We start from the raw sequence: 25,088 nt of genomic DNA, 5'->3' as shown, positions 1-25,088 counted from the left end.
GCTGCGCTATACTGACGGTAAAGACCGAATGGGTTGCGAGGTGATTCAATGCGTAAAAAAGTGAGTGTGCTGCTGGGCGTCATTATCGTGGTGGCCGTCATGATCATCGTGAATGCGGTATGGAGTCCGTTTACCCGTTCGACGGAGGCGATGTCGCAGGAGGAAGCCGTAAGCGGAGTATTGAAACAATATCCGGACGGTGAGATTACAAAGGCAACGCTGGATGGGGAGATGTACCGGATGGAGCTGGAGTCCAATTCCGGAAGGTATGAGATGACGGTGGATGCCCGTCAAGGCGATATCGTGTCCATCAAGCAGCTGGACAAAGCGCCAGCGAAGCCAGAGCCGGAGCCCGGCGAAACCAAGCAGCCGACCGACAATCCAAGCACGACTCCTGCGGAGCCCGCTGAGAATGGCGAGAAGGGATCAGCGGATGGTGAAAGCGGAACTGCGGAGCCGCCTGCAACGATGATCACCAAAGAGTACGCGATCAAGCTTTCTTTAGAGAAGGTACCGGGAACGGTAGAAGACGTGGAATATCGCGAGAACAAGAGCAGCCGTTACTATCTGGTCGAGATCGAGCGGGAAGATGGGCGTGAGGCGACCATTCAGGTCCACGCGATTACCGGCAAGATCATGACGGTGACTTGGGATGACGAGGATGACGATGAATAGATTAGAGGCCTATTTGCATTTTCTCATCGTTTTCTAATCTTTCTCTCCGAAAGCTCTCATGTTGAGACGGTATATTGGGTTTGTAGAGATCACACAGAGAGTTTGAGGAGGCGTAAGATGATGAACAAAAGAACATTGTGGGCAGGCGCGCTGTCCGTAGCGATCGCGGCAAGTGGAGTATACGGCTATAGCGCCGTGCAGGCTGCAGGATCAGGACAAACAACGCCGGCAGGAACCCAAGCAGCGGCCAAACAACAGAAGCAGCTCATTGGAATGGAAAAAGCCGAACAATTGGCACTCGCTGCTGCCAACGGTAAAGTGGAGAGCATTGACATTGACCGTAAAAAGGGCAAGTTGGTGTATGATGTTGAGATTCAACAGAGCAACCGGGATGTCGATGTATGGATTGATGCCTACACAGGCAAATCCCTTGGCGTAATAGTAGATCGGGATGATGACGATGATGACCGTGACAGCATTCCGGGGAATCTGATCGGTGCCGGCAAGGCATCCGCGATCGCTGTCAAACACGTCAAGAGCGGGACAGCCGTAGAGGTTGATCTGGACCACGATGACGGCCGGTGGGTGTATGACGTCGAAGTGAAGACGGCCAAAGGCTCGTCCGAGGTTGAGATCAACGCGGTCAGCGGCAAAGTGATCAAGGCAGAATACGAGAAATACGACGACCATGACGATGACGACCACGATGACCATGATGATTGGGACCATGATGATCACGATGATGATCGGGATGACGATTAAACCGTTCTTCATCTGCGTAGGATAGCCGTACCAGCGAACAGCACGGGTTTTAACCCGGCTGTTCGCTTTTTTGTCATGGCATTAGTGCATTCCCGCCGTCCCATCCGGTTGGCCCTCATATTTCATGTAAAATCAGGGGAAATTGATAAGGGAGCTTCTCGATACTTAGAAAGCAAGTCCAAGGATAGATGTTTTTGCCAGCGTTAAAGGTTATAATGGAACCAGACAACGACCGGGAGGGATATATCGTGAGTGATCTTTTTAAGAAAGCCATCTCGTTAGGATTGGGCCTTACCGTGGTCAGCAAGGAAAAAGTAGAGAAAATCGTGGATGATCTGGTCAAACGCGGGGAGCTGGCTCCTGCGGAATCCAAAGCGCTGGTGAACCGCCTCGTCGAGCGGGGCGAAGAGGAGCAATCCCAGATCAAGTCATATATTTATGAGCAGGTGCAGCGCGTGTTGTCCGATCTGGATGTTCCCAAAGAGAGCGATGTCGCCAGCCTGGAACAGCGCATTGCCGCTCTGGAGAAGAAGGTTGTAGAGCTGGAAGGATCGCGGCAGGAATAGATGGCGGTCCGAATTCGACATGCCGGACGTTACCGGGAAATCGCCATGGCGCTCATGCGTCATGGCTTTGGCTATATGGTGGAGGAGATGGGACTGTTCCATGTTCTGTCGCTGCCTGTCCGCTGGAGCTCCAAGGAGCAGCCGGAGACGATTACGCTTGGGGAACGCATTCGGCGAGTGCTGGAGGATCTGGGGCCTGCCTTTGTGAAGCTGGGCCAATTGGCGAGTACCCGATCGGACCTGCTGCCAGACCATATTATCCAGGAACTGGTCAAGCTGCAGGAACGGGTGCCTCCGTTCCCTTCCGCCAGCGCACGGGAGCTGATTGAACAAGAATGGGGCATGCCGATCGATGACGTGTTGAGTGAGTTTGGGGACAAGCCGTTGGCTGCCGCCTCGATCGGGCAGGTTCACGCCGGGAGGCTGAAATCCGGAGAGCTTGTAGCGATCAAGGTGCAGCGTCCGGGCGTGGCCCGCATGATCGGCCGCGACTTGGAAATCCTGCGGGATTTAATTTCGATTGCCGAGCGCCATTGGGAATGGGTGAAGCAGTACCGCGTGGATCGGATCGTCGACGAGTTTGCCAGAGCGATGATGGCGGAGCTGGATTACAGCCATGAAGCCCGGAATGCGGAGAAGATCGCATCCCGGATGACGGAGCAGGAATTTGTCCATATCCCGCGGATTTATTGGGATTATACGTCATCGAAGGTGCTGATGATGGAGTATGCCGAGGGTCTTACCTTAAGCCGCAGGCAGGAGATTGTGGCCAAGGGGCATGATCTCAAGGCGATCGCCGAGCATTTGACCGACGGCATGCTGCAGCAGATTTTTATTGAGGGCTTCTTTCATGCCGACCCTCATCCGGGGAACCTGCTGGTCAGGGAGGACGGCAAGCTGGTCTTTCTGGATTTCGGGCTGGTGGGTCACCTCAGCGAAGATATGAAGGATCATCTGTCAGGACTTATTATTGCATTGATGCGGAGGAATTCGGAAGGGATGATCCGGGCGATTTCCAGAATGGGTTTGATTCCGGACGATTGCGATATGGATGCGCTGCGGTCGGATATGGACCGTCTGCGGGAAGAGTATTATGACGTGCCTTTTGCTCAAGTGCGCATCGGCAAGGCATTGACCGATCTGTTTGCCGTTGCCCAGCGGCACCAGATTATGCTGCCTCCCGATATGACGCTTCTTGGCAAATCATTGCTGACCCTGGAAGGGGTCATCGAGATGTTGGACCCGAGCCTGAGCATTATCGATATGGCGGAGCCTTTCGGAAGGAAGCTGCTGAAGAAGCGGTACAATACCCGCCGGATCAGCAGGAAGGTGCTGGATGGGGTGGCGGGGCTTGCCGAGAGTTTGCTCGATCTGCCCGGTCAAGCCCGGCAGCTGTCGGCCCTGATCAGCAAAGGGAAACTGCGGGTGGAGATCAGCGTTCCGGAACTGAAAATGCTGATGCGCAAGTTGGATCAGATCAGTAACCGGCTGTCCTTCAGCATCGTGCTTCTGGCTTTCAGCATCATCATGGTAGGGCTGATTATCGGATCGTCGCTCAGCCGGGAGCCGATGATGATATGGAGCTTCCCGGTGATTGAAGTCGGATTCATCGTAGCCCTGCTGATGGTGGCATGGCTGCTGTACGCCATATTCAAATCCGGCAGGTTCTAGCCTGCCGATTCGGCTCTTGTCCGTTTGCGCTGCTGCATCCAGGCCTGGACACCGATCAGGATCCACTCTATGAGATGGAAAAATACGGCGATGACCAACGATTGCAGCCAGCCCTCCACGGGAATGGCGGGCACGATCAGAGAGGCTATGTACAGCAACATCGTATCGGTCACGACCGTCACTGCCTGTTTCATATAGATGGAGGTATCCTTGCGAAGCAGAAGCCGCAGCAGGGCGATGACCAATGGATGTATGAGACCTTCGAAGATCAGGAACCCGACCAGGACGAAAAGCGAAAAGCCGAGCAGCACGCCTTGGCCGTCGTATGCAAGCGTTTCGCCTGTTCTTGAAGGATCGGGCATGGGGAACCACTGGGCATACAGCATGGAAAAGAGCTCCAATGGCATAATGATAAAGGCCGACAACAGCGGAATGAGCCACAGCTTCTTCCGGAAGGGAACGATGGGCTCCCCGTCGCGTCTTGAAATATAATTCATCATTAGATTGATAAGGCCGAATAGGATCATCAAGATCAAGGCTGTCAGGATGAGCTGTAGGATATGCATATCGGGGACACCTCCTCGCTGGTGTATACTGGATTTCTATATCATTGACATTACCAAAGTCAGGGTCGTTTGTCAGTTTTCTGGCGAAAATAGTGAATGGATTCAAACCATATCTTCATTCACTGGACACATAAGGGAAGCGCCCTGTTCTTCTAAGAACGAATGGTATCGGCCTTTTGTTGGGATTTTTGTAATGAAAATATATTGGTTTTGTTTGCTGAATCGAATGGATTGAGACCATAAGATGCTAAATAAATTAAATGAGGTGGAACGTTTGCCGAACTTTCAACAGCTGGGCATTGACGAACAAAGAGTACGAAAACTGAAGGAGCAGGGAATTACGGAACCGACTCCGGTACAGCAAGAGAGCATTCCGCTGCTGCTGCAGGGAAAGGACGTCATTGCCCGGGCGAAGACCGGCACAGGCAAGACGCTGGCTTTCATGCTGCCGATTCTGCAGCATATCGATCCCAAGCGGGCGTACCCGCAGGCGCTCATCGTTGCGCCGACACGGGAATTGGCATTGCAAATTACGGAAGAAGCCAAGAAGCTGACGGCAGGAGAGCCGGACGGCATCAAAATTCTGGCGGTCTATGGCGGGCAGGACGTGGAGAAACAGCTGCGCAAGCTTGAAGGCGGACGCCAATTGATCATCGGTACGCCGGGCCGGCTGCTGGATCATTTGCGCCGGGGCACGTTAGAGCTTGGCGGCGTGAAGCAGCTGGTGCTGGACGAAGCCGACCAGATGCTGCATATGGGCTTTTTGGATGAGGTGGAGGCGCTGATCCATGCGCTTCCGTATCGGCGCCAAACGATGCTCTTCTCGGCGACGATGCCTGCCGGCGTGAAGCAGCTTGCCGGCAATTATATGAATCAACCTGTCGATATCGTGATTAAAGGGGCTTCCCCGATCCCGCTGGAGCAGATCCAGCAGGTGGTGGTCGAGTGTACGGACCGCTCCAAGCAGGATGCCTTGCGTGCAATGATCGAAGAGCATAATCCCTTCCTCGCGATCATCTTCTGCCGGACGAAGCGCAGAGCCACCACGTTGAACGAGGCGCTGTTGGCCCATGGCTATCAATCGGACGAGCTGCACGGGGATCTGTCCCAGGCGAAACGGGAAGCGGTAATGAAGCGATTCCGGGAAGCCAAGCTGCAGCTGCTCGTTGCAACGGATGTTGCCGCGAGGGGGCTGGACGTCGAAGGCGTTACCCATGTCTTTAACTACGATATGCCCCATGATGTTGAAAGTTACATCCATCGTATCGGCCGGACCGGACGGGCGGGGGGTAGCGGTATGGCCATCACGTTTGCGGCCGGAAAAGACCTTAATGATCTGCAGCGCATCGAAGAAGGGATCTCCCAGCGGTTGAAGCGAGTACGCTATGACTCTGCCGCCGGAAGCCTTCGGGAAAGCTCTGGCGGCTCGGGCAGGGATACGGGCCGACCGAAGAAAGCAAGAAATGTCTCGTCACTTGAATCCGATAATGAACGTGGTCAAGGCAGAAGCCGTGCCGATCGGGGCACGGGTTCCGGGCGTAGCCGCGGTAACGAGCAGGGTAGGGGAAGGGCAGGATCATCGCGCAGGGATGACCGCGATTCGGGCCGGACAGGAGGCCGTACCGGAGAGGGTCGAGGACCATCGGCGGCCGGAGGCCGAGGCAGCGGCGCGCGTGAAGGCGGTCGTGCAGGCGAGGGCCGCGGACCGCAAGCCGGAGCACGAGGCAGCAGCCGCGGACCGTCCAGAACCGAGGGGCGGGGGAATCTCGCCGGCCGCGGCGGACAAGGCGGAACCCGATCCTCCGAAGGCCGCGCTGCCAGAGGCCAAAGCGGTGGACGACGTGGCGGTCGGAGCCGCTAGGGAGTTCAAGGTAAATTTTAGGAAGTCCTCTGTTTCAATCCGAAGGATCACGTTTAAGTAGAGATCGTTACCCAGTCAATGACAAGGAGGCGTTACCATGTCTGAACATAATCATGTGGTGAACAAGAACGGTGAGCTGGATGTGAGTAAGGTCGATGACGCTATGGACCGGATTGACGACAAGGAGAAGGAACGGATCCTGGCTGACTTCGATGCCTTTCAATCCTATTTGAACAAACGAATTCAGCTTGCCGAGAGCATTGGCTTGAATGAAGAGCAGCTGGCGCAGGCGGCAGAGAAGGTAGCCGGATACCTCGCCGCTAACGAGGAGCCCCGCAATTCCGAGGAGAAACTTCTTCAGGAGTTATGGAAGGTCGGAACGCAAGCGGAACAGCATCAGCTGGCTCATCTGCTGGTTAAGCTGGCTCAAAACCGTACGGCTCAATAAGGCGAAGCGTGAGATGAGGGTCCTTCCCCGGCCGACTTGCCGGGGAAGGTTTTTTTGGTTCGAAGGCAGGAATGAACATAACTATAGGATGAAGGGCTTGATATTAGGCTTTATACATAATATGATTTCCAATGTCTTTATTCCATCTGTTGGATTGGGTAACATCGAAAGATTAAAGGAGGAGGCGCTGCCTGAATGTCTCTGGTGATTCATGAGCAGAGAAAACCCAAAATGCAGCCTTTTTATTGGGTGCTTACGTTCGAAATGCATGTGCTGGGCATTTTGCTGGGCCTGGCGTTTACGATGGGGCCTTTGATTCTGCTGTACTTCTGGGCCAACGTCTGGACGTGGATGAGTCTGGCGGCTATACCCGCCGGTATCTTTATGGTGATTCGACTATCCAAGAGTCTGAAAGGGCATATCTGGAATAATACGCATCTGGACGAATATTTGTTATACGAAGACCACATTGAATATGAGCGATGGAATCCCGAGACGAAAGACTCCTTGAAGGGGAGCCTTCGGATTGGCGACGTAAAGGAAATATATTACGGGCGATATATTTTTCAATTCAGTTATGCCTATAAAAACAGCAAAATGACCGAGTCGGTGCCTATGGCGGAGTTAATGCCCATCATGTACCTTGTTGCTGGGGAAGGGACGGCTGAACGGGCAGTGGCCGTTCCTTTCACGGATCCGATGGAGGCGAACCGCTGGCTGGAGGTCGTCGGCAGACGAGGGATTCCTTTATATCTGACATCCGTTATCATCCAAGATTTGGGGGATGAATCGGTGGCGTCATTGCTTCGCGAGGACGAGGATTTAGAGCGTGCCGAATTTGACGGGAATATCGAGCGACAATTCCGTCCGTATCTGGATCGCCTGGTACAGGAGAACGAGGAGGAAGACAGGGAGCTGACGGAGGAGGAACTGGATCAGCTGGAATACGAGATGAAGCTCCTCGAATACGAAGAAGCGCTGCAAAAGCGAAGATCGGCTTTTCGTGGAACCGGTTTGCTTGCTTGGCTGGTTTTCCCGGTTCAGTTCGCCGTCGGTTTTTGGCTGACGCGCCAGGCGGAGCTGGGTAACGCGGACCCGGAACAGCCGCTGTACCCCATTCTTCTTGTTGCGCTGTCGGCGATCCTGTTCTTCTTCCTGGTGAAATGGATGCGCTGGTTACAGATCATCATGTTCTCGCTGGTTACTTTTATATCGTTTATGTTTCTGGACTTCTCGGAGATCGAGACCGATCCTTCCTACCAAATGTCCAGCATGCTCCTTGCGATAGCCATGCTGTCGCTGCCTGTGGCGGCTCTCTTCTATTTGGGAATCCGGTATGTGCGCAAAGGGCGGGATGCGAAGAATCTTCCGCCGATGCCGGGGCCGTACCAGCCTCTTACGGAAAACGATAAGCCAGGGTTCGAGTCTGGAGACCGGCTGTCAACCTAATACGAAAACGAAAGAAACGCACCCTTCACATTTGGGGGTGCGTTTCGTATCGGTACCTGTAGGTATCCATGGGCTGGCTGGTAAAAGAGGTGTCCAGCTTTTTCTTCTCGCCGGGGGCGAGGGTGATGTCCCTGTACATCTCGGTAAAGACTTCCTCATCGTTCTTGTCGTACACGAACAAGGTAATATGACCGTTGAACGTTTGGCTTTCATGATAATTGCCGGCATAGACGACGATGTCGGCATCATCCTCATTTTTATACGCTCCAACGTGAAGTACGACGTAGTCTTTCAAGCTCTGCAGCTGGGAATCTGCCTTCTTGTCCTCAAAGTTCTGATCCAGGTCGGTTAGCATCGTTTCTTCTTTGTAAAGCGATTCCTGGGTGATCAGGCCAATGGGGATCGTCAGAATAAAATAGAAAACCAGTGTCGACAGCCCTGTGCTGCGAAGCACGGTCCTTCGGTCATACCCCCCTTTGATCAATCCGATGAAGGCAATCAGGGCCAGGACAACGACGATGAGATGCCATGGAGACAAGAACATTTCGGGATACAATTTCATTTCGTTTCCTCGCTTACTGTTGTTGAAATGCGGGATCATGCAATATTTTGCCAAACCCTAAATCATTACCCTGCTGACTTGCTGACTAAACAGCTGTCAAGAGTCTATGTAGCTCTTGCTTGAAGCGGATATACGTTTATCATAATGGATTTACGGATGGCGGGGTAGAGGCATTGGAATCGAAAATTTGGTTTAGGGGCGTATATTCGGTATGATGTAAGAAGATGGGCCAGGCTGAGAAGCTTGGAAGCAAGCGATTCAATCAATACAAGCTGGAGAGGAGATTCGAGGATGTCAGTTTATGAATATCATGCAACCAATACCAAGGGGCAGGAAGTCTCGCTCGATCAGTATTCGGGCAAGGTCTTGATCATCGCGAATACGGCAAGCCAATGCGGCCTAACGCCGCAATATGGAGAGCTTCAACAGCTGTACGACCAATACGGCCAGCAAGGGCTTCAGGTTCTTGGCTTTCCGTGCAATCAGTTTGGCGGACAGGAGCCGGGTACGAGCGAAGAGGCTGAATCGTTCTGTCAATTGAACTATGGCGTGAACTTTCCGGTTTTCCAGAAGATTGACGTGAATGGGGAGCATGCTCATCCGTTATTTCAGTATCTGAAATCGGAGCAGCCCGGACCGAATGAAGGCGGAGAGATCGCTTGGAATTTTACGAAGTTCCTGGTGGACCGCGCAGGCAAGGTGGTCCAGCGGTTTGAGCCGAAGGAATCGCCTGAATCCATGAAGGGCGCCATTGAATCCCTGCTGGGTTAATGCCAGGAAGTAATGAGCACATAACAGGGCTGTTTCGTCGGGGGATTTGCCCCGGAGGAGAAACAGTCCTGTTTTTTTATGGGAAATCCCTCGCCATTTCGTCCATTCAGCCCGAATCAAGACTCTTCAAGGCATCTTGTATGGGATGACCACCTTGAATCAGATCGAACGCCTTAAGTCCCGTCTCTGGCGTGGAGAGACACAGCACGGCTGCTTGAGCGACATCTTGACGGGATATGGATCCGGTTTCCCGGAGATCGGGATGTGCCTGAACCCTGCCGGCAGGAGCGTCATCCGTTAACTCGCCGACCCTTATGATCGTGTGAGTCAGCGTGCTTTCTTCAAGAATGGTCTCAGCTTTATGTTTGGCAAGCAAATAGGGCTTTAGTTCGGAGAAGTGCTCCGGGTGCTTGGTCTCCATGCAGCTAATCATAATGAAGCGATCGATTCCTAGAAGCACGCACTGCTCGATCAGCCTCACGGTGCCGACATGATCCGTCTCCTGCGGATCTTCCGTTACCCCGGCGCCAACTGCGCAGATGACGGCGTCTACGTCCCTTAAACCATCGGAATAAGACTGCGTCAAATCACCGACAATTCCCTCGGCACCCTCCTGCTCCATCTTCCGTTTATGAATCTCATCGGGGATCAGGCCGCGGACTTGATACCCCTTCTCGGCGAGAAGCTTCGCGATCCGTCTCCCGGTCTTTCCATGCGCTCCGGCAACAAATACGGTTGTCATGATAAAGCACCTCCTGCACAACATTACCCGCAGCCGATTGTTTCAAAAAGGGAATAATCCGTTATTAATAAGAAAAACCTATTTTGGTATCTCGAGAATGTTGGCAAGCGGGCCCCTTTTAGCTTCCCCGGATCCCGTACCCATATTCTCGATCTCGCCTTATTCGGTGGCATCAAGACATTAATCTTGGAGTCAAGATCATTCATCATTCCCACTATGTGAAATTATGAACAATATGTGAATAACGCAATTCGCCTATTGAACTGTGAAATAAATCACATTATAATAAGGTCATGAAGTGAAATTATTCACAATCAATATTACCAGTCACCCGTTCATGCTCAACAAGCGTTACCAAGCATGAATCCAGGCAAAAATGCTCATCTTAAACCAATATAAAGCTTCATACTTGGAGGAGGAAAAACCATGAAAGTTGCAGTTATCGGTTGTACCCATGCAGGAACGTCCGCCATCGTGAATACCGCCAAACTTTATCCCGATGCACAGATTACCGTTTACGAACGCAATGATAACATCTCATTCTTGTCGTGCGGCATTGCGCTTTACGTCGGGGGCGTTGTGAAGGATCCGGACGGGTTGTTCTATTCTTCGCCGCAGAAACTCGACGAGCTTGGTGTCGAAACCAAGATGAAGCATGAGATCATCTCGGTGGATACGGACCGGAAAACCTTAAAGGTCCGCAATCTGGCCACGGAAGATACGTTTGAAGATACCTATGACAAACTGATTGTTACCACCGGATCCTGGCCGATCGTACCGAAGCTTGAAGGCATCGATTTGAATAATATTTTGCTCTGCAAAAACTACGATCATTCCAACGCGATCATTGATAAAGCGCAAGGAGCCAAACATATTACCGTTGTCGGCGCCGGTTACATCGGTGTGGAGCTGGTGGAGGCCTTCGAACAAAACGGCAAGCAGGTAACTTTGATCGACAGTGCCGATCGGATTCTGAACAAATACCTGGATCCTGAGTTCAGCGGCAAGATCGAGGAATCGTTCCGTGAAAAAGGAATCGAGATGGCCATGGGGCAGACCGTGACGTCCTTCCAAGGCCAGGATGGCAAGGTGAATAAGGTCATCACCGACAAAGGGGAGATCGACACGGATCTGGTCATTCTCTGCATCGGCTTCCGACCGAATACGGAGCTGCTGAAGGGGCAGGTCGATATGCTGAAGAACGGCGCCATCGTCGTGGACCAATATATGCAAAGCAGCAAGCAGGATGTCTATGCAGCGGGCGATTGCTGCTCGGTGCTCTATAACCCGACGGGTAAAATGATGTACATTCCGCTGGCGACCAACGCTGTCCGGATGGGTACGCTCGTTGCACGGAATTTGGTGCAGCCCACAACGCCATATATGGGAACCCAGGGTACGTCCGGATTGAAAATATACGAACACAACATTGCCTCGACGGGATTAACCGAGGGAGCGGCCAAGGATGAAGGTTTGAAGGTGGATACGGTCACCATTACGGACCATTACCGTCCGGAGTTCATGCCTACCTTCGAGGAAGTTACGCTGAAGGTGGTGTATGAACAGGAAAGCCGCCGGATGCTCGGTGCACAGGTGATCTCCAAGGCGGACATGACGCAGTCCATCAACACCCTGTCGGTGTGCATCCAGAACCGCATGACGATCGACCAGCTGGCCTTCATCGATTTCTTCTTCCAGCCGCATTACAACAAGCCGTGGAATTTCCTTAACACGGCCGGCCTGCAGGCTCTGCCGGCGGTGGAGACCAAAGCGCCGGTACACGCTTAATTCATTCTAGGCAATAACGAAGACCCCCTGATTCGGGGGTCTTTTTCTTGTTTTAGAAGGAATATGGATTTTGACAGCGAATTGGAAAATATCCGGACATATCGATATCGACTTTCAGGAGGTAGGATAAAGTATGAATAAAAAAATAATGCTGGTCTCGGCTGTGTTGTTCTCCATGCTGCTGACGGCTGCTTGTTCCAGCAATCAGGCGGACCCGCCGGCAGAGACTCCGCCGGCTGTCGTGGATAGCGAGGAAACGGATCAGACGGGGGCGGCTGAAGAGGAACCGCCGGCAGAACCATCCCAAGGGGAGGGTCAACCTGCCGATGGAGAGACGAAACCGATTGATGAGCCTGCCGCAGTAGGCGATACGGTCGATTATCACGGCGCGGTCATCACGCTGAACGGCGTACGCGACTCCGAAGGCGACGAGTACTTGAAGCCCCAGCCCGGCCATACGTTTAAGGTGGTCGACATTACCGTGAAGAACAACGGCCTGGAGCCGTTGGTCATCTCTTCGGCACTGTCTTTTTCCATGACGGATTCAAGCGATCTTAACTATACGGTTCCTATAACGGATGACGTGAAGATGCTGGACGGCACCATTCCTCCGGGCGGCGAGCTGACGGGCGAGATTCCGTACGAGGTGAAGCAGGACGTTCAGGGGCTGCAGCTGAGTTACGGCGATCCGATGAAAGAAGGAAGAGCCATTTGGGCAGTGGAATAATGCAGCAATACATCGCATGTTGTTATTTTGGAATATGCGAGATGGACAAGGATTTTGCTTCGGCAAAGTCCTTTTTTCGTTGCATTCGGAAGAGCGTCCTTTACATGGGAGGAGGTTTTCAGTATGATTAAACCGTACAGTCGGTTTTTTAACGAGGGATGAAGTTCATTCATGACAGAATACATTTTTTATTACGGATCACGGATTTCCGCTGGTTGATGCGGACTGTTGAATCCAACGCAAGGAGTGCTAACACCGATGTCATCAGAAAAAGCGCAGCGAAAGCGGGATTTGATTCTGGATAAAGCCAAGGAGCTGTTCATCCAGCGGGGATATGCGGCAACGTCAATGGATGAACTGGTCAAGTATACGGGGGCCAGCAAGGGAAGCATCTATTATCACTTCGAGAGCAAGGAAGATTTATTCGTCAAGCTGCTGACAAAACAGAATCGGGAATGGATGGAAGCCTGGGACGACAAAAAAGCCGGTTATGCCAGCTTTGAGGAGAAGCTGTACGGGATCGCCGATCACATGGTTGACGACTTCCAGAATCCGCTCACCAAAATCGCGGAGGAATTCTATATCAACCAGCCGGAAAATAAGACGATTGTGGGCGAAATGCTGGCGATACTGCAAGGTCCGCGTATGCTCTACCGCGAAATTCTGGCAGAGGGAGCGGACGAGGGACGCATAGCGGCAGAGAATATCGACGAAATAGCCGTTATTTTCGGATCGCTGCTGGACGGGTTGTCGGTTTCGTACTTCGAACGGTCCCAGGAGGAATTAAGGCAGCTGTACCGCAAGAGCGTGATGTACTTTTTGAACGGTGTGTTATCGGGTGAAGGTTCATAACGTACGGTGCGGTAGGAGGATTTATCGAAAACGCTTTTCTTAGCTAACAGGAAAGGGCGTTTTCGCAATTATAAATAAACCGAATAGTCGGTTTTAACAGGGGGATGGAGTATGAAGCATTTGTTTGGCAACCGCGCGTTCGTGCTGTTGATGGTATCTGATTTTATGCAAAATATCGGGATCTGGATCCGCAATATGGCGCTGTTGTTCTTTATTATGGAGCAGAGCAACCATGACCCGGTCGCCGTATCGCTGCTGACCGTGATTGAATACGCGCCGATCTTCGTGATTTCCATGGTTGGCGGCGTACTGGCTGACCGTTGGCGTCCCAAGCGAACGATGATATGGGGGGATATTTTAAGCTTCATATCCATTCTGCTTATTTTGTTTGTTGTGTATGCGGGATATTGGCAGGCCGTGTTTGCGGTGACGCTGGTCTCGGCCGTCGTATCGCAATTCTCGCAGCCATCGTCCATGAAGATCATCAAGCGGTGTTTGCCGGATGAGCATGTGCCCGCGGCCACGGCGTTATCCCAGACCTCGATGTCGCTGTTTATCATTTTGGGACCTATGGTAGGCACGACGATTTATCAAGCATTTGGATTGCAGGCCTCTTTAATCAGCTTGCTGATTCTGTTCGGCGCTTCGGCGATCGTGTTGGCCTTTCTGCCTTCCACCGTGGACGAACCTTCCAAGGACTCGGAATCAGCCGGTTCGTTCGTGAAGGACATGAAGGCAGGCTTCGCCTACATCGGTTCCAGCCGGCTGTTGAAGGTGCTGCTGGTAGTCTACGTTTTGTTGGCGCTGGGCAGCGGACTCGTACAGCCGCTCGACATCTTCGTCATCACCGAGCGTCTTCAGCTGGAGATGTCCAGCGTCCAGTGGTTCACCGCGCTTGAGGGCTTGGGCATGTTGATCGGCGGTGTGATCGCAGCGGTGATTGCAGGCAAAGTGAAAGGTTCCTACTTGCTGTTTGCGGGGCTGGCCTTCCTTGGACTCTCGACCTTTGTCGAGGTGCTGTCCCAGTGGCCGATCCTGACCGGCTCGATGCGCTTCGTCACCGGGGTGCTGATGGCCATGGCCCAGACGGTCCTGATGGCGGTGATGATGCAGCAGGTGGAAGAGAAATTCATTGGCCGGCTGAACGGCGTGATGACGCCGATATTTACCGGCATGCTGCTCATTGGCTCCGGGCTGACGGGCTGGTATATGTCGGTAACCTCCATTGTCGTGGTGTATTTCACGGCAGGCGCGCTCTTCCTGCTGTCGTCGTTCATCAGCATGAAGCTGCCGATCGCCAAGGTGCCGGTGCAGGAAACGGAGGCGCCTGTCAGGGTAGAGACTGCGGCCAAAGCCTAGCGGGTGAGTAAAAATCTATACATTTAAGCCGAATCTGGCAGAATGGTATCAAGCGCGAACGGGCTTCGTACTGGTAAAGACAATCCAAAAGAGCGGTGCCGGGGAGAAACCCGGGCACCGCTTTTTCGGCATATGCGATTCCTCGAAGGAAGCGAAAGGCAGTCACCCCGCTAAAGCTGATCCGAAGCTCCACCCATGGACAAGGTGCTGTGCCTATATCCATATATCGCTTAAATGGCCACACCGAATCCGATCCATGTTATTCGCTGCAGCGTGGTCAGCAGATCAAGGCATACGGAACATCACATCTGTACCTGTCCGTCCCTTAGGACACAATCGTGATATAATTCACGTTCTTGCCAAAGAAGCTGCGTTACAATGTTGGTAACGATAACACGAATATCATGAGCTGCATTCGGATAGGTAGACAAGGCGGATGCGGAAGAAATGAGGGAGTGACCATGGCTTACCATAAACCTGAGCGCATTGCGGAGATTACCGTGGAGAACGGGGTAAAAAAAGCGCATAACTCCGCCATAAACGTGATGATATTAGGATTCCTTGCGGGGGCATTTATTGCGCTCGGCTTTTTGCTTGACATACGCGTGATTGCCGGAGCGTCTCCAGAATGGGGAGGGATTGCCGGTTTTATAGGCGCTGCGGTATTCCCCGTCGGATTGATTCTTGTCCTGCTTGCAGGCGGGGAGCTGCTGACGGGCAACATGATGGCCGTGTCCTTGGCCAGATTCAAGCGGCGAATTTCCACGAAGGAGATGATGCGGAATTTAGCGCTTGTCACGGTCAGCAATATGTTGGGAGCGTTATTCGTCGCTTACTTCTTCGGACATGTGACCGGTATGACAGGCAGCGGCGTTTACCTGGAGAAACTGGTGGATATGGCCGGGCATAAGCTGGACGACAGCTTCCTGCAAGCCTTCCTGTCGGGCATCGGGTGCAACTGGCTCGTAGCCCTCGCCGTATGGCTGTCCTACGGATCGGATCAGATGAGCGGCAAAATTCTCGGGATCTGGTTTCCGACCATGGCGTTTGTCGCCATCGGGTTTCAGCACGTGGTGGCCAACATGTTTCTCATCCCGGCCGCGATTTTTGAAGGCTATTACAGCTGGGGCGAGTATCTGATGAACTTCATTCCGGTATGGCTGGGCAATTTCGTTGGCGGCGCGTTATTTGTGGGAGCGACATACGGAACCGTTTATTTAAAGCAGGAGAATCAAGCCGCAGCCGCTCCGCGCGGCGAGCAGACGCCTGTGCCATCGGCTAGCTCCCCTCAACAGGTTCATTCCGCGCAGAACGTTTCCTAATGCCGGAGGCCTGGCAAGCGTCTGGGCAAAAAAAGCTGCGTTCAACCGTCCTTGATGAAAGGCAGCGGTTGATCGCAGTTTTTTTGTCGTGATGGGCGAGGCTGTTCCCAGTAATGAATCAAGCAGGGAACAAGCCCGCTATTTTTTTAAATGGTAGGGAACCGTCGTGATGATCACGTCTCTCCGATACAGGAGATGTGCCCGGATGAGCAGGCTGGATTGATTGTGCAGGAAATTATGCCAGCCCTTCTTGGGGATGAACTGCGGAATGACGACGGTAACCTGATAGTCGGATTCGCTGGCCTTGCGCTGCACGGTATCGATGAATTTCGTCAGCGGCTGAATGATGCTCCGATAAGGCGAGTGCAGCGTCACCAGCCGGATGTCCGGCTGCCACTTTTTCCATTTTTCCTGGAAGGCGACTTCCTCCTCCCGCTCGAACGGCACGTACACCGCGATGATTTGGCCCGCTCCCAGCGATTTGGCGTAATTCAGCGAGTTCTCCACCACATGCGTGATTCCTGCCACAGGCAGGATGATGACATTCCCCTCAATCGGCTTAACCGGCTCGCAAGTCGTAATCCGGAGCTGGTCCGCTACCGCCTCGTAATGCTTGCGGATCCGGGTGAAAATCCAGATGATCAGCGGCAGGAATATCAGCACGGTCCACACCTGGGCGAATTTCGTAAAGAAGAAGATCATGGTCACGATAAAGCTGATGCATGCGCCGGTGGTGTTAATGATCAGCTTGACGATCCAGCCTTCAGGCTTTTCCCGAATCCATTTCACCATCATCCCCGTCTGGGAGAGGGTAAACGGGATAAACACGCCGACGGCATACAGCGGAATCAGATGCTCGGTTTTGCCTTCAAAAGCCAGCAGCAGCAGAATGGAGAAAAATCCAAGAATAATGATTCCGTTCGAGTATCCCAGACGGTCGCCGCGGACGGTGAACATTCTAGGAATGAACTTATCCTTCGCCAGATTGACGGCCAGCAGGGGAAAAGCGGAATACCCCGTGTTGGCGGCGAGGATCAGAATTAAGGCCGTTGTCCCTTGTATGAAGTAATAAAGCGCATTTCGCCCGAAGGTATGCTCGGCAATTTGGGAAACGACCGTGACTTGTTCGCTGGGACTGACCCCATAGTAATAAGCCAGGAAAACGATGCCCGAAAATAACAGGGCCAGCAGCGATCCCATCGCCACCAGAGTTTTGGCGGCGTTATTCGGGGCCGGGTCTTTGAAATTCGGAATGGCATTGGAAATCGCCTCCACGCCGGTCAGGGCGGAGCTGCCCGAGGCAAATGCGCGCAGGAGCAGGAACAAGCTCAGCCCGGCTACGGGCGTGCCGATCGGCGTATGAAGCTCCGGAGACGCATGGCCTGTGGCAATGTTGAATATCCCTACCCCGATCAGGATAAATAACGCAAGCACGAACAGGTAAACCGGATAAGCCAATATGGAGGCCGACTCCGTAACTCCTCTTAAATTCAATACGGTCAAGCATAGAACGAACACGATGGAGATCGGCAGATTATAGGCGTGTAATTCCGGAAAAGCCGACGTGATCGCATCCGTCCCGGCCGACACGCTGACCGAAACCGTCAGGATATAGTCCACGAGCAAGGAACCGCCGGCCACCAGCCCCGGGTACATGCCCAAATTCCGTTTGGACACGACATATGCGCCGCCGCCGTGCGGATAGGAGAAAATAATTTGTCTGTACGACAGGATAAGTGCCAGCAATAAGACCAGGACGCCGACGGCAATCGGTATGGAATACCAATAGGCAGCTGCCCCTACGGTCATCAACACAATGAGGATTTGTTCCGGGCCATAGGCCACGGACGATAGCGCATCGGATGACAGGATGGCCAGCGCCTTGGTTTTATTCAGCTTTTGTTCGCCTAATTCCGTTGATTTAAGCGGTCTTCCGATGAGGAAGCGCTTGATTGAGGATAACATGGTTGTTTTTCACCGCCGCTTAAGATTAAGTTCATGGTAGAAGCTCCCGGAACGGACTTCTATCGGTGTTTTTTATATGCTGGACATAGGAACGGTCACCATGCCTATGCTGATTTTTGGCAAACAAAAAACACAGGTTAGAACCCTGTGTTTGATCACAAGTTCACAACCCTCCCGATCAACGCTGACGAGGTTAGCTGTCGGATTCGGGCGGTGAGAGTCGCCCTACCTGATTCCATCGCGGCGTACGTACGCGACGCATCAGGATTCACCCCATAGTATGGTTGAAGGATCCTATAGGTATCCCTCCATACGGTTGGTTCCCCCGCTTTCCATCATGGAAATTAAGCGAATGTCATGTGAATATGAAGAATGTTTTCGAAGCTGAATAGTATATTACGCCTGCTCCAATCGTTTGTAAAACATCCTCCAACGATCATTCGAACAGAATTATTTATAAAAAATGACAGATAAGCGCTTACATAAAGACGTGGCTTTGACAGGCTTTTTATTTTGCATGTTTACTGCGAAAATCACGAGTTTCTATAATATGGAGGATTAGGAGTGGGGAACAAATTCGCCATGCCGGTCTCGGGGGAGGAGACACTGGCATGGCGAATTTTTTTGGGAGTGGTCCATGATTCGGCAAGGAAGAGAAAGGGTCTGGTTTCCTCTTCTTTGCTCTTGATAGGAATATACCCGGGGGGGAGAAAAGTGAATCACCTGATTAGAAAAAAATGTATGACTTTACTGGAACCCCGATTTTCTTTTAAGATAAAGGGATATGATGCAGCCGAGCATAGGGGGGAAGTACGAAATGACTCAAGCGATGATTCATCAGGAAAACGGCGTATTTCCGGCGGTATGTCCGTTGGATTGTCCCGATACATGCGGCCTGCTGCTGCATAAAGAGAACGGAAAAATCGTCAAGGTGACCGGTAATCCGGAGCATCCGATTACGCAGGGAGCCATCTGCAATAAAGTCCGTAATATGGCACACCGGGTGTATCATCCGGAACGCGTGCTCTATCCGCTGCGAAGAGTAGGTCCCAAGGGTGAGGGCGCCTTCGAGCGGATCAGCTGGGACGAAGCCATTCAGGAGATTGCCGGACGCTATAAGGGCTTGATCGAGGAATACGGCTCCGAGAGCATCCTGCCCTACAGCTTCTACGGCAATATGGGGATATTGAGCGTCGACGGCATGGACCGCAGATTCTTCAACAGGCTGGGTGCCAGCCGCCTGAAGCAGTCGATCTGCAATTCCGCGGGCAATGAGGGCTGGAAATCCGTGATGGGGTTTAATGGGGGAACCGTTCCGGAGGACACCGTACGAGCCGACGTCATCCTCGTCTGGGGCGGCAACATCGTCAGCACCAATATGCACCAGATGGTGATTGCAGAGAAAGCGCGCAAAGCCGGTGCCAAGGTCGTTGTGATCGATGTCCACAAGAACCAGACGGGGCAATGGGCCGACTGGTTCATTCCGCTGTATCCAGGCACGGATGCGGCGCTGGCCGTCGGTCTCATGCACATCATGTTCCGCGACGGCATGGTGAATGAGGAATTTCTCCGGAAGTATACGATTGGCCATGAAGCCTTGCGCGAGCACGTCAAAGAATACACGCCGGAGCACGTTTCTTCCATTACCGGCATCTCGATCGAGGATATCGAGAAATTGGCCGAGCTCTACGGCCGGGCCGATACCTCCTACATCCATATCGGCAACGGACTTCAGCATCACGACAACGGCGGCTTGACGGTGCGAAGCATTGCCGCGCTTCCCGCATTGACCGGACAATGGCTGAAGCGGGGCGGAGGGGCCGCCAAGTCGAACGGCGGTTACAACAGCATGGATAGCGACGCGCTTGAGCGTCCCGATCTCCGGCCGAATCCCGAAGCGCGCACGATTAACATGAACCGGATCGGCGAAGCGCTTGCCATGACCGAACAGCCGATTAAGTCGCTCTTCGTTTATTGCAGCAATCCGCTGGTTGTGGCTCCCGATACCGAGCGGGTCAGGGAAGGGTTTGCACGGGAAGATCTGTTTACGGTTGTGCATGACCTGTTTATGACGGATACGGCCAAGTATGCCGATATCGTGCTCCCGGCAACCTCTTCGTTCGAGAATACGGACCTGTACGCTTCCTACTGGCATCAGTACGTTCAGCTGCAGGAGCCGGTCATTCCGGCACTTGGGGAAAGCAAGGGCAACGTAGAGCTGTTCTCCTTGCTGGGACGGGCTATGGGATTCCAGGAACCGGCTTTTCATGAGACCGAGGAAGAGATGATCGCAAGAGCGCTCGACTTCCCGGATAACCCTTATCTAAACGGCGTCACGCTGGACAAGCTGAGGGAACACCGCCATGTGAAGCTCGATATGACGCCGCTTGACACGTATCTGGATCGTTTGCCGACACCTTCGGGACGCATCGAGTTATACTCTGCGCAGCTGGAGGAAGCAGGTCTGCCGCCCCTTCCGACCTACGTGCCGCTGAAGGAAGGATATGACGGGGTAAGGCGCGGCCGCGGGCACCAATACCCGCTCATGTTCATTTCGCCGCCGAACCATAACTTCCTGAACTCGACCTTTGCGAACGTGGAGAAGCATCAGAAGCTGGAGAAGGAGCCGGCCCTGCAGATTCACCCGGCGGATGCCGAGGAACGCGGGCTCCAGGACGGCGAGATGGTCATCGTATATAATGACCGCGGAACCTATGAAGTCCGGGCGAAGGTGACGGATAAAATGCTGCCGGGCACCGTAGTCAGCCAAGGCCTGTGGTGGGAAGGCGAGGGCCGCAAGCAGCGCGCCAATGCCCTTACGCCGGACAGGCTGTCCGACTTGGGTGAAGGGGCTACCTTCTTCTCGACGGTGGTCGAGGTGAAGCGGAAGCAATAAAGCGATAGACCCATCCTAGGCAGACGGATGGCCCAAGGACAGATGACGCAGAAGAGGCCCCCTCAGGGGGCTTCTTTTTTGTATAGTGCACGTGAAACAAAAAGGCCTGTAAGATCCCCGGATCTTACAGGCCTTTTTCATTGCCGGCATTTCTTATACTTTTTGCGGAACTGTCAATAGCCAGAATCCGTCCGAAGTATCAAAAATCGCGTGTTTGTTATATAGTTTCACACATTTGTCAAAGGTAGAATGTCCTTAAGCCCGCAGCATAGCGGTAATCGGCCCACCAGTTCATGTGAACGGGGCAAATGCTAAAAGCACGAATGAATTTAGATAGATGGGAGGAAGAAAATGTCCCCAACCGCACCGAAACCGCAGCCTGAAGGGCTGTCTTCGAAAGGTAAGGTTTACAGCCGGAGCTTCCTGAGGCGCTTGATGAAGCAATGGGATGCCCAGCTGATGGTCATTCCGGGCATCATCCTCGTCTTGATCTTTTCTTATCTGCCCATGTACGGGGTGCTGACAGGTTTTATGGACTACAACCTGTTTACGGGCTCGCGAATTTGGGAGAATCCCTGGGTCGGATTCAAGCACTTTGAAGCTTTTTTTGCCGCGCCGGAATTCGAACGCTTGATCCGCAACACGATCGTGATCAGTTTATTGAAATTTCTTATCGGCTTTCCGGCTCCGATCATTCTCGCTCTGATGCTGAACGAAGTCCGTCACATGTTCTTCAAGCGGGTCGTTCAGACGATTACCTACCTGCCGCATTTTATGAGCTGGGTTATCGTAGCGGGTCTCACGACGGCCCTGCTGGCAACGGAGAACGGAAGCGTCAACATGCTCCTTCAAAAAATCGGCACGATTCAGGAGCCTATCAACTTCCTGTCCCTCAAGGAGTATTTCCTGTCGATTCTCATCTCGGCCAACGTTTGGAAGGAGATCGGATTCGGTTCCATCGTGTATTTGGCCGCCATCGCAAGCGTAGATCCGCATCTGTATGAGGCTGCGGATATGGATGGGGCGAGTAAGTTCAAGCAAATTTATCTCATCACCCTGCCTTCCATCCTGCCGGTTGTGGTCATCTTCATGATTCTGGCCATCGGCAACCTGCTCAATGCCGGCTTCGAAGATATTTTGCTGCTGGCGACCAATCCCGTTCTGAGGCCGGTATCGGACGTCATCGACACTTACGTATACCGCGTAGGGATCGGCAGTCACCGTTATTCCTACGGCGTGGCCATCGGATTGTTCAAAGCCATTATCAGTATCGGGCTGCTCACCATCGCCAATTACATCGCCCGAAGGTCCGGCAATAGTTTATGGTAGGGGGCCCTGTATGTTAAAAAGACTCAGCTTTAGCGACCGAATGATGCTGGTCATCATTTATAGTCTGTTATCCTTACTTGCTTTTTCAGCATTCTACCCGTTCTGGAATGCCATCGTTGTATCGTTCAATGTGGGGGTCGATACCGCCAAGGGTGGCATTACCTTCTGGCCCCGGGAGTTTACCCTGCAGAATTACGAAATTATTTTGGGCGACAGCCGGCTGCTGAACGGATTTGCCGTATCAATCAGCCGGGCGGTCATCGGTACGGTGGCCTCCATCTTCATGACAGCCCTTCTAGCCTACGGCATGACGCGGACTTACTTGATCGGCAGGGGATTTTACATGGTGTTCTTTGTCTTCACGATGTATTTCGGCGGAGGCCTGATTCCAACCTATCTGCTGATCCGCTCGCTCGGTCTGATGGATTCCTTCCTGGTCTTTATCATTCCTTCGCTGATCAGCGTGTGGAACATGATCATCTTTCGGACGTTCTTCAAGGGGCTTCCGAACGGGCTTGAGGAGTCCGCTCATATTGATGGCTGCAGCACCTGGGGCATCTTCTTTCGGATCATTCTCCCGCTTTCGGGTCCGGTCATCGCTACGCTGGCTTTGCTGACGGCGGTGGCGCACTGGAACGACTGGTTCCTGCCGAGCATCTATATCACGAACGGCAACCTGATGCCCATCCAGACGATCCTGCGGGAGACGCTGAATGCCAATATCGTGAGCGAGCAGACCGCGCTGCTGGATACCAGCTCCATTGCCCTGATGGAGAAGACGAAACAGATCACGTCCAAATCGTTGCAGATGGCGATCATGATCGTGGTTACGATGCCCATTATCATGGTGTATCCCTTCCTGCAGAAGTATTTTGTCAAAGGGGTGCTGGTCGGTTCCCTTAAGGAATAATCGGTTTTGGTTTAGGGCGGAAGATCCGCTTTGGACATATAAGGAACAGGTTGACGGCTTGAAGTGCATTAGAAGTTAAATGGAGAGGGGTTAGGTTTATGAAAAAAAAGTCAAGACCCATGCTGCTGACGTTATCGGTCATGCTGGTACTGACCGCTGCGCTCACGGGCTGCAGCGGCAAGTCCGGCACAAGCGGCGCATCGCCTGAGACGACGCCGAAGACGGCCCAAACCGATAACGGGGGAACACCGAAGGCAGAGCAGCCGGGAAATCCTGACGGAAAATGGGTGCTGGGGGAGAAGCCGCTTGAATTCACGGCCTATGCCCACTATGAAAACACGAATTTCCCTGCATGGGAGAGTACGCCGGCGGGCAAATGGCTGAGCGAGAACAAGGGCGTTAAGATCAGCATGATCGCGGCGGCCGGTGCCCATACGCAGAAGCTGAGCGCCCTGATGGCCTCCGATCAGCTCCCCGACATGATCTGGACGGATCGCAATCACCCGGATCTGGAGAGGCTCCGCGAGGCAGGAAAGCTGGTCGCTTTTGACGACTATCTGGATAAGTACCCGAACTTGAAGACGTGGATGAGCGATAATTTGAACATGCTTCGCCACGACGACGGCAAGCTGTATATGTTCCCGAACTGGTACACGTCAAGGCCGGCGGGCAATGCGGGATATGTGGTCAACAAGAAAATATACGACGAATTGGGCGCTCCCCCGCTGGAAACGACGGACGATCTCTATAACTACCTGGTCAAAGTGAAGGAAAAGTACGGCAGCAGCGTGATTCCGTTTGAACCGCATCGTGCAAGAGATATGCAGGGTTTGGGCGTGCTCTACACGGCGTTCGGCGAAGGCACGCTGTATACCTACCTGAACAGCTCCATGCGCGCCGTGCCGAAGGACGGCAAGCTCACCTCGGTGTTCACCGACCCGGTGTTTCGCGAGGCACAGAAGTACATCGCCAAGCTGTACCGCGAGAAGCTGATTTCCCAGGATGCCTTTACCCAGACGGAGGATCAGGTGCTGGAGAAGGTAATGACCGGCCGGGTTGCCGTATTTGCCGGCTCCAGTCCGACCACGATGGCGGGAGACGCGCAGCCTGAGCTTATCAAGGAGGATCCGGACGGCGGATATTTCATGATCTGGCCGATCCACAAGCCGGGTCTGGATAAGAACAAGATCTATCCGGGCACCTATACCAGCTTTGGCTGGAATGCCGCTTACATTACGACGGCTGCCAAGGATCCGGAAGCCATCTTCGCCTTCCTGGATTGGTACACCGGTCCGGAGGGCATGAACCTTCAGTTCTTCGGCCCCGAGGGCGACAACTGGGAGGGCTTCGATGAAGAAGGGAAACCGAACTTTACAGCGGACTACGACCCGGCAGAGGTAGCCGATATTCAGACGAAGAACGAACCGATCATGTTTGTCGGCAATACCAGTTACATCGACCCGGCCAAATACAAATACATGGCTGAGCTGCCGTTTGAAGAGCAGGATTGGAGAACGAAGTATCAGCAGACGATCACCTGGCCGACCCAATATAACGTGACGGAGTTCGTGAACCTGAATCCGCCGCCGGAGTCCGAGGAAGGCATCATCCAAACCTCGGTGGATGAATTGTTCCTCGAGATTTATGCCAATTCGGTCATGGCGAAAAGTGATGAGGATGTGGATAAAATCCTCGATCAGGGTAATGAGGATCTCATGGCGATCGGTTACGGCAAGCTGTTGGAATGGCGGACGGCAAGGTGGCAGGAGAACCTGAAGAAGATGAATCAGGAATAACCTATCGGTGTTCACAAAGAAAACCGAGTATATCTATCCCAAGGGATTCCAGGAGATCCTTTGGGATCTCT

At 53.0% G+C, this 25,088-nt stretch carries 21 protein-coding genes and 1 riboswitch; of the genes, 17 read left to right on the top strand and 4 right to left on the bottom strand.

Annotated features, from left to right (window positions below):
• Nucleotides 1–48: 48 nt before the first annotated feature.
• The 4 genes from GYMC10_RS29690 to GYMC10_RS29675 all read left to right on the top strand — a co-directional run bounded on the left by GYMC10_RS29690 (nucleotide 49) and on the right by GYMC10_RS29675 (nucleotide 3,674).
• A complete protein-coding gene (locus GYMC10_RS29690; protein WP_015737802.1) occupies nucleotides 49–675 on the top strand; it encodes a PepSY domain-containing protein in 627 nt (208 codons plus the stop codon).
• 117 nt (nucleotides 676–792) lie between these two features.
• Nucleotides 793–1,437, top strand: coding sequence for a PepSY domain-containing protein (locus GYMC10_RS29685; RefSeq protein WP_015737801.1), 645 nt, complete (start codon nucleotides 793–795; stop codon nucleotides 1,435–1,437).
• 248 nt (nucleotides 1,438–1,685) lie between these two features.
• Entirely contained in the window at nucleotides 1,686–2,003 is a 318-nt protein-coding gene (locus GYMC10_RS32120) for a phasin family protein (RefSeq protein WP_009590344.1), read from the top strand.
• Nucleotides 2,004–3,674, top strand: coding sequence for an ABC1 kinase family protein (locus tag GYMC10_RS29675; protein WP_015737800.1), 1,671 nt, complete (start codon nucleotides 2,004–2,006; stop codon nucleotides 3,672–3,674).
• On the opposite strand, the gene GYMC10_RS29670 is transcribed toward GYMC10_RS29675, so the two are convergent.
• Nucleotides 3,671–4,240, bottom strand: a complete 570-nt coding sequence (locus GYMC10_RS29670; protein ID WP_015737799.1) for a hypothetical protein — start codon at nucleotides 4,238–4,240, stop codon at nucleotides 3,671–3,673. The genes GYMC10_RS29675 and GYMC10_RS29670 overlap by 4 nt on opposite strands.
• Nucleotides 4,241–4,484: 244 nt before the next feature.
• On the opposite strand from GYMC10_RS29670, the gene GYMC10_RS29665 reads away from it, so the two are divergent.
• The 3 genes from GYMC10_RS29665 (at nucleotide 4,485) to GYMC10_RS29655 (ending at nucleotide 7,998) form a co-directional block, all read left to right on the top strand.
• Entirely contained in the window at nucleotides 4,485–6,101 is a 1,617-nt protein-coding gene (locus tag GYMC10_RS29665) for a DEAD/DEAH box helicase (protein WP_015737798.1), read from the top strand.
• A gap of 97 nt (nucleotides 6,102–6,198) precedes the next feature.
• Entirely contained in the window at nucleotides 6,199–6,549 is a 351-nt protein-coding gene (locus tag GYMC10_RS29660; protein WP_015737797.1) for a DUF3243 domain-containing protein, read from the top strand.
• Between the two features lie 195 nt (nucleotides 6,550–6,744).
• Nucleotides 6,745–7,998 (top strand): membrane protein, encoded by a 1,254-nt coding sequence (locus GYMC10_RS29655; RefSeq protein ID WP_015737796.1) that lies wholly within the window; start codon nucleotides 6,745–6,747, stop codon nucleotides 7,996–7,998.
• Between the two features lie 25 nt (nucleotides 7,999–8,023).
• Here the strand turns inward: GYMC10_RS29655 and GYMC10_RS29650 are convergent, their stop codons facing one another.
• Nucleotides 8,024–8,560 (bottom strand): hypothetical protein, encoded by a 537-nt coding sequence (locus tag GYMC10_RS29650; protein ID WP_015737795.1) that lies wholly within the window; start codon nucleotides 8,558–8,560, stop codon nucleotides 8,024–8,026.
• Between the two features lie 291 nt (nucleotides 8,561–8,851).
• On the opposite strand from GYMC10_RS29650, the gene GYMC10_RS29645 reads away from it, so the two are divergent.
• The gene (locus GYMC10_RS29645; protein WP_015737794.1) at nucleotides 8,852–9,331 is read left to right on the top strand and encodes a glutathione peroxidase; all 480 of its coding nucleotides are present in this window, start codon (nucleotides 8,852–8,854) and stop codon (nucleotides 9,329–9,331) included.
• Nucleotides 9,332–9,437: 106 nt separating this feature from the next.
• Here the strand turns inward: GYMC10_RS29645 and GYMC10_RS29640 are convergent, their stop codons facing one another.
• Nucleotides 9,438–10,073 (bottom strand): SDR family oxidoreductase, encoded by a 636-nt coding sequence (locus tag GYMC10_RS29640; RefSeq protein WP_015737793.1) that lies wholly within the window; start codon nucleotides 10,071–10,073, stop codon nucleotides 9,438–9,440.
• Between the two features lie 426 nt (nucleotides 10,074–10,499).
• On the opposite strand from GYMC10_RS29640, the gene GYMC10_RS29635 reads away from it, so the two are divergent.
• The 5 genes from GYMC10_RS29635 to GYMC10_RS29615 all read left to right on the top strand — a co-directional run bounded on the left by GYMC10_RS29635 (nucleotide 10,500) and on the right by GYMC10_RS29615 (nucleotide 16,121).
• On the top strand, nucleotides 10,500–11,861 hold the full coding sequence (locus tag GYMC10_RS29635; RefSeq protein WP_015737792.1) for an FAD-dependent oxidoreductase: 1,362 nt from the start codon (nucleotides 10,500–10,502) through the stop codon (nucleotides 11,859–11,861).
• A 133-nt stretch (nucleotides 11,862–11,994) separates the two neighbouring features.
• Nucleotides 11,995–12,588 (top strand): DUF4352 domain-containing protein, encoded by a 594-nt coding sequence (locus GYMC10_RS29630; protein ID WP_015737791.1) that lies wholly within the window; start codon nucleotides 11,995–11,997, stop codon nucleotides 12,586–12,588.
• A gap of 258 nt (nucleotides 12,589–12,846) precedes the next feature.
• Entirely contained in the window at nucleotides 12,847–13,440 is a 594-nt protein-coding gene (locus GYMC10_RS29625) for a TetR/AcrR family transcriptional regulator (protein WP_015737790.1), read from the top strand.
• 111 nt (nucleotides 13,441–13,551) lie between these two features.
• Nucleotides 13,552–14,799, top strand: a complete 1,248-nt coding sequence (locus tag GYMC10_RS29620; protein WP_015737789.1) for an MFS transporter — start codon at nucleotides 13,552–13,554, stop codon at nucleotides 14,797–14,799.
• 461 nt (nucleotides 14,800–15,260) lie between these two features.
• The gene (locus tag GYMC10_RS29615) at nucleotides 15,261–16,121 is read left to right on the top strand and encodes a formate/nitrite transporter family protein (RefSeq protein WP_015737788.1); all 861 of its coding nucleotides are present in this window, start codon (nucleotides 15,261–15,263) and stop codon (nucleotides 16,119–16,121) included.
• Between the two features lie 138 nt (nucleotides 16,122–16,259).
• Here GYMC10_RS29615 and GYMC10_RS29610 read toward each other — a convergent pair whose 3' ends face one another.
• The gene (locus GYMC10_RS29610; protein WP_015737787.1) at nucleotides 16,260–18,086 is read right to left on the bottom strand and encodes an APC family permease; all 1,827 of its coding nucleotides are present in this window, start codon (nucleotides 18,084–18,086) and stop codon (nucleotides 16,260–16,262) included.
• Nucleotides 18,087–18,252: 166 nt separating this feature from the next.
• Nucleotides 18,253–18,447: riboswitch (cyclic di-AMP (ydaO/yuaA leader) on the bottom strand.
• Between the two features lie 456 nt (nucleotides 18,448–18,903).
• On the opposite strand from GYMC10_RS29610, the gene GYMC10_RS29605 reads away from it, so the two are divergent.
• The 4 genes from GYMC10_RS29605 (at nucleotide 18,904) to GYMC10_RS29590 (ending at nucleotide 25,017) form a co-directional block, all read left to right on the top strand.
• A complete protein-coding gene (locus GYMC10_RS29605) occupies nucleotides 18,904–20,982 on the top strand; it encodes a molybdopterin-dependent oxidoreductase (RefSeq protein ID WP_015737786.1) in 2,079 nt (692 codons plus the stop codon).
• 351 nt (nucleotides 20,983–21,333) lie between these two features.
• On the top strand, nucleotides 21,334–22,311 hold the full coding sequence (locus GYMC10_RS29600) for an ABC transporter permease (protein ID WP_015737785.1): 978 nt from the start codon (nucleotides 21,334–21,336) through the stop codon (nucleotides 22,309–22,311).
• 10 nt (nucleotides 22,312–22,321) lie between these two features.
• On the top strand, nucleotides 22,322–23,221 hold the full coding sequence (locus GYMC10_RS29595; RefSeq protein ID WP_015737784.1) for a carbohydrate ABC transporter permease: 900 nt from the start codon (nucleotides 22,322–22,324) through the stop codon (nucleotides 23,219–23,221).
• A 98-nt stretch (nucleotides 23,222–23,319) separates the two neighbouring features.
• On the top strand, nucleotides 23,320–25,017 hold the full coding sequence (locus tag GYMC10_RS29590; protein WP_015737783.1) for an extracellular solute-binding protein: 1,698 nt from the start codon (nucleotides 23,320–23,322) through the stop codon (nucleotides 25,015–25,017).
• The last annotated feature ends 71 nt before the right edge of the window (nucleotides 25,018–25,088 follow it).

Origin of the sequence: Paenibacillus sp. Y412MC10 (assembly GCF_000024685.1) — a bacterium.
Lineage (GTDB): Bacteria > Bacillota > Bacilli > Paenibacillales > Paenibacillaceae > Paenibacillus_AQ > Paenibacillus_AQ lautus_A.
The sequence above is the reverse complement of the archived record's forward strand: the minus strand, read 5'-3'. Positions and strand labels throughout refer to the sequence as shown.

Coding starts and splice junctions, on each gene's coding strand:
- GYMC10_RS29690 (WP_015737802.1), top strand. CDS start 49: ATGCGTAAAAAAGTGAGTGTGCTGCTGGGCGTCATTATCGTGGTGGCC.
- GYMC10_RS29685 (WP_015737801.1), top strand. CDS start 793: ATGATGAACAAAAGAACATTGTGGGCAGGCGCGCTGTCCGTAGCGATC.
- GYMC10_RS29675 (WP_015737800.1), top strand. CDS start 2,004: ATGGCGGTCCGAATTCGACATGCCGGACGTTACCGGGAAATCGCCATG.
- GYMC10_RS29670 (WP_015737799.1), bottom strand. CDS start 4,240: ATGCATATCCTACAGCTCATCCTGACAGCCTTGATCTTGATGATCCTA.
- GYMC10_RS29665 (WP_015737798.1), top strand. CDS start 4,485: ATGCTAAATAAATTAAATGAGGTGGAACGTTTGCCGAACTTTCAACAG.
- GYMC10_RS29660 (WP_015737797.1), top strand. CDS start 6,199: ATGTCTGAACATAATCATGTGGTGAACAAGAACGGTGAGCTGGATGTG.
- GYMC10_RS29655 (WP_015737796.1), top strand. CDS start 6,745: ATGTCTCTGGTGATTCATGAGCAGAGAAAACCCAAAATGCAGCCTTTT.
- GYMC10_RS29650 (WP_015737795.1), bottom strand. CDS start 8,560: ATGAAATTGTATCCCGAAATGTTCTTGTCTCCATGGCATCTCATCGTC.
- GYMC10_RS29645 (WP_015737794.1), top strand. CDS start 8,852: ATGTCAGTTTATGAATATCATGCAACCAATACCAAGGGGCAGGAAGTC.
- GYMC10_RS29640 (WP_015737793.1), bottom strand. CDS start 10,073: ATGACAACCGTATTTGTTGCCGGAGCGCATGGAAAGACCGGGAGACGG.
- GYMC10_RS29635 (WP_015737792.1), top strand. CDS start 10,500: ATGAAAGTTGCAGTTATCGGTTGTACCCATGCAGGAACGTCCGCCATC.
- GYMC10_RS29630 (WP_015737791.1), top strand. CDS start 11,995: ATGAATAAAAAAATAATGCTGGTCTCGGCTGTGTTGTTCTCCATGCTG.
- GYMC10_RS29625 (WP_015737790.1), top strand. CDS start 12,847: ATGTCATCAGAAAAAGCGCAGCGAAAGCGGGATTTGATTCTGGATAAA.
- GYMC10_RS29620 (WP_015737789.1), top strand. CDS start 13,552: ATGAAGCATTTGTTTGGCAACCGCGCGTTCGTGCTGTTGATGGTATCT.
- GYMC10_RS29615 (WP_015737788.1), top strand. CDS start 15,261: ATGGCTTACCATAAACCTGAGCGCATTGCGGAGATTACCGTGGAGAAC.
- GYMC10_RS29610 (WP_015737787.1), bottom strand. CDS start 18,086: ATGTTATCCTCAATCAAGCGCTTCCTCATCGGAAGACCGCTTAAATCA.
- GYMC10_RS29605 (WP_015737786.1), top strand. CDS start 18,904: ATGACTCAAGCGATGATTCATCAGGAAAACGGCGTATTTCCGGCGGTA.
- GYMC10_RS29600 (WP_015737785.1), top strand. CDS start 21,334: ATGTCCCCAACCGCACCGAAACCGCAGCCTGAAGGGCTGTCTTCGAAA.
- GYMC10_RS29595 (WP_015737784.1), top strand. CDS start 22,322: ATGTTAAAAAGACTCAGCTTTAGCGACCGAATGATGCTGGTCATCATT.
- GYMC10_RS29590 (WP_015737783.1), top strand. CDS start 23,320: ATGAAAAAAAAGTCAAGACCCATGCTGCTGACGTTATCGGTCATGCTG.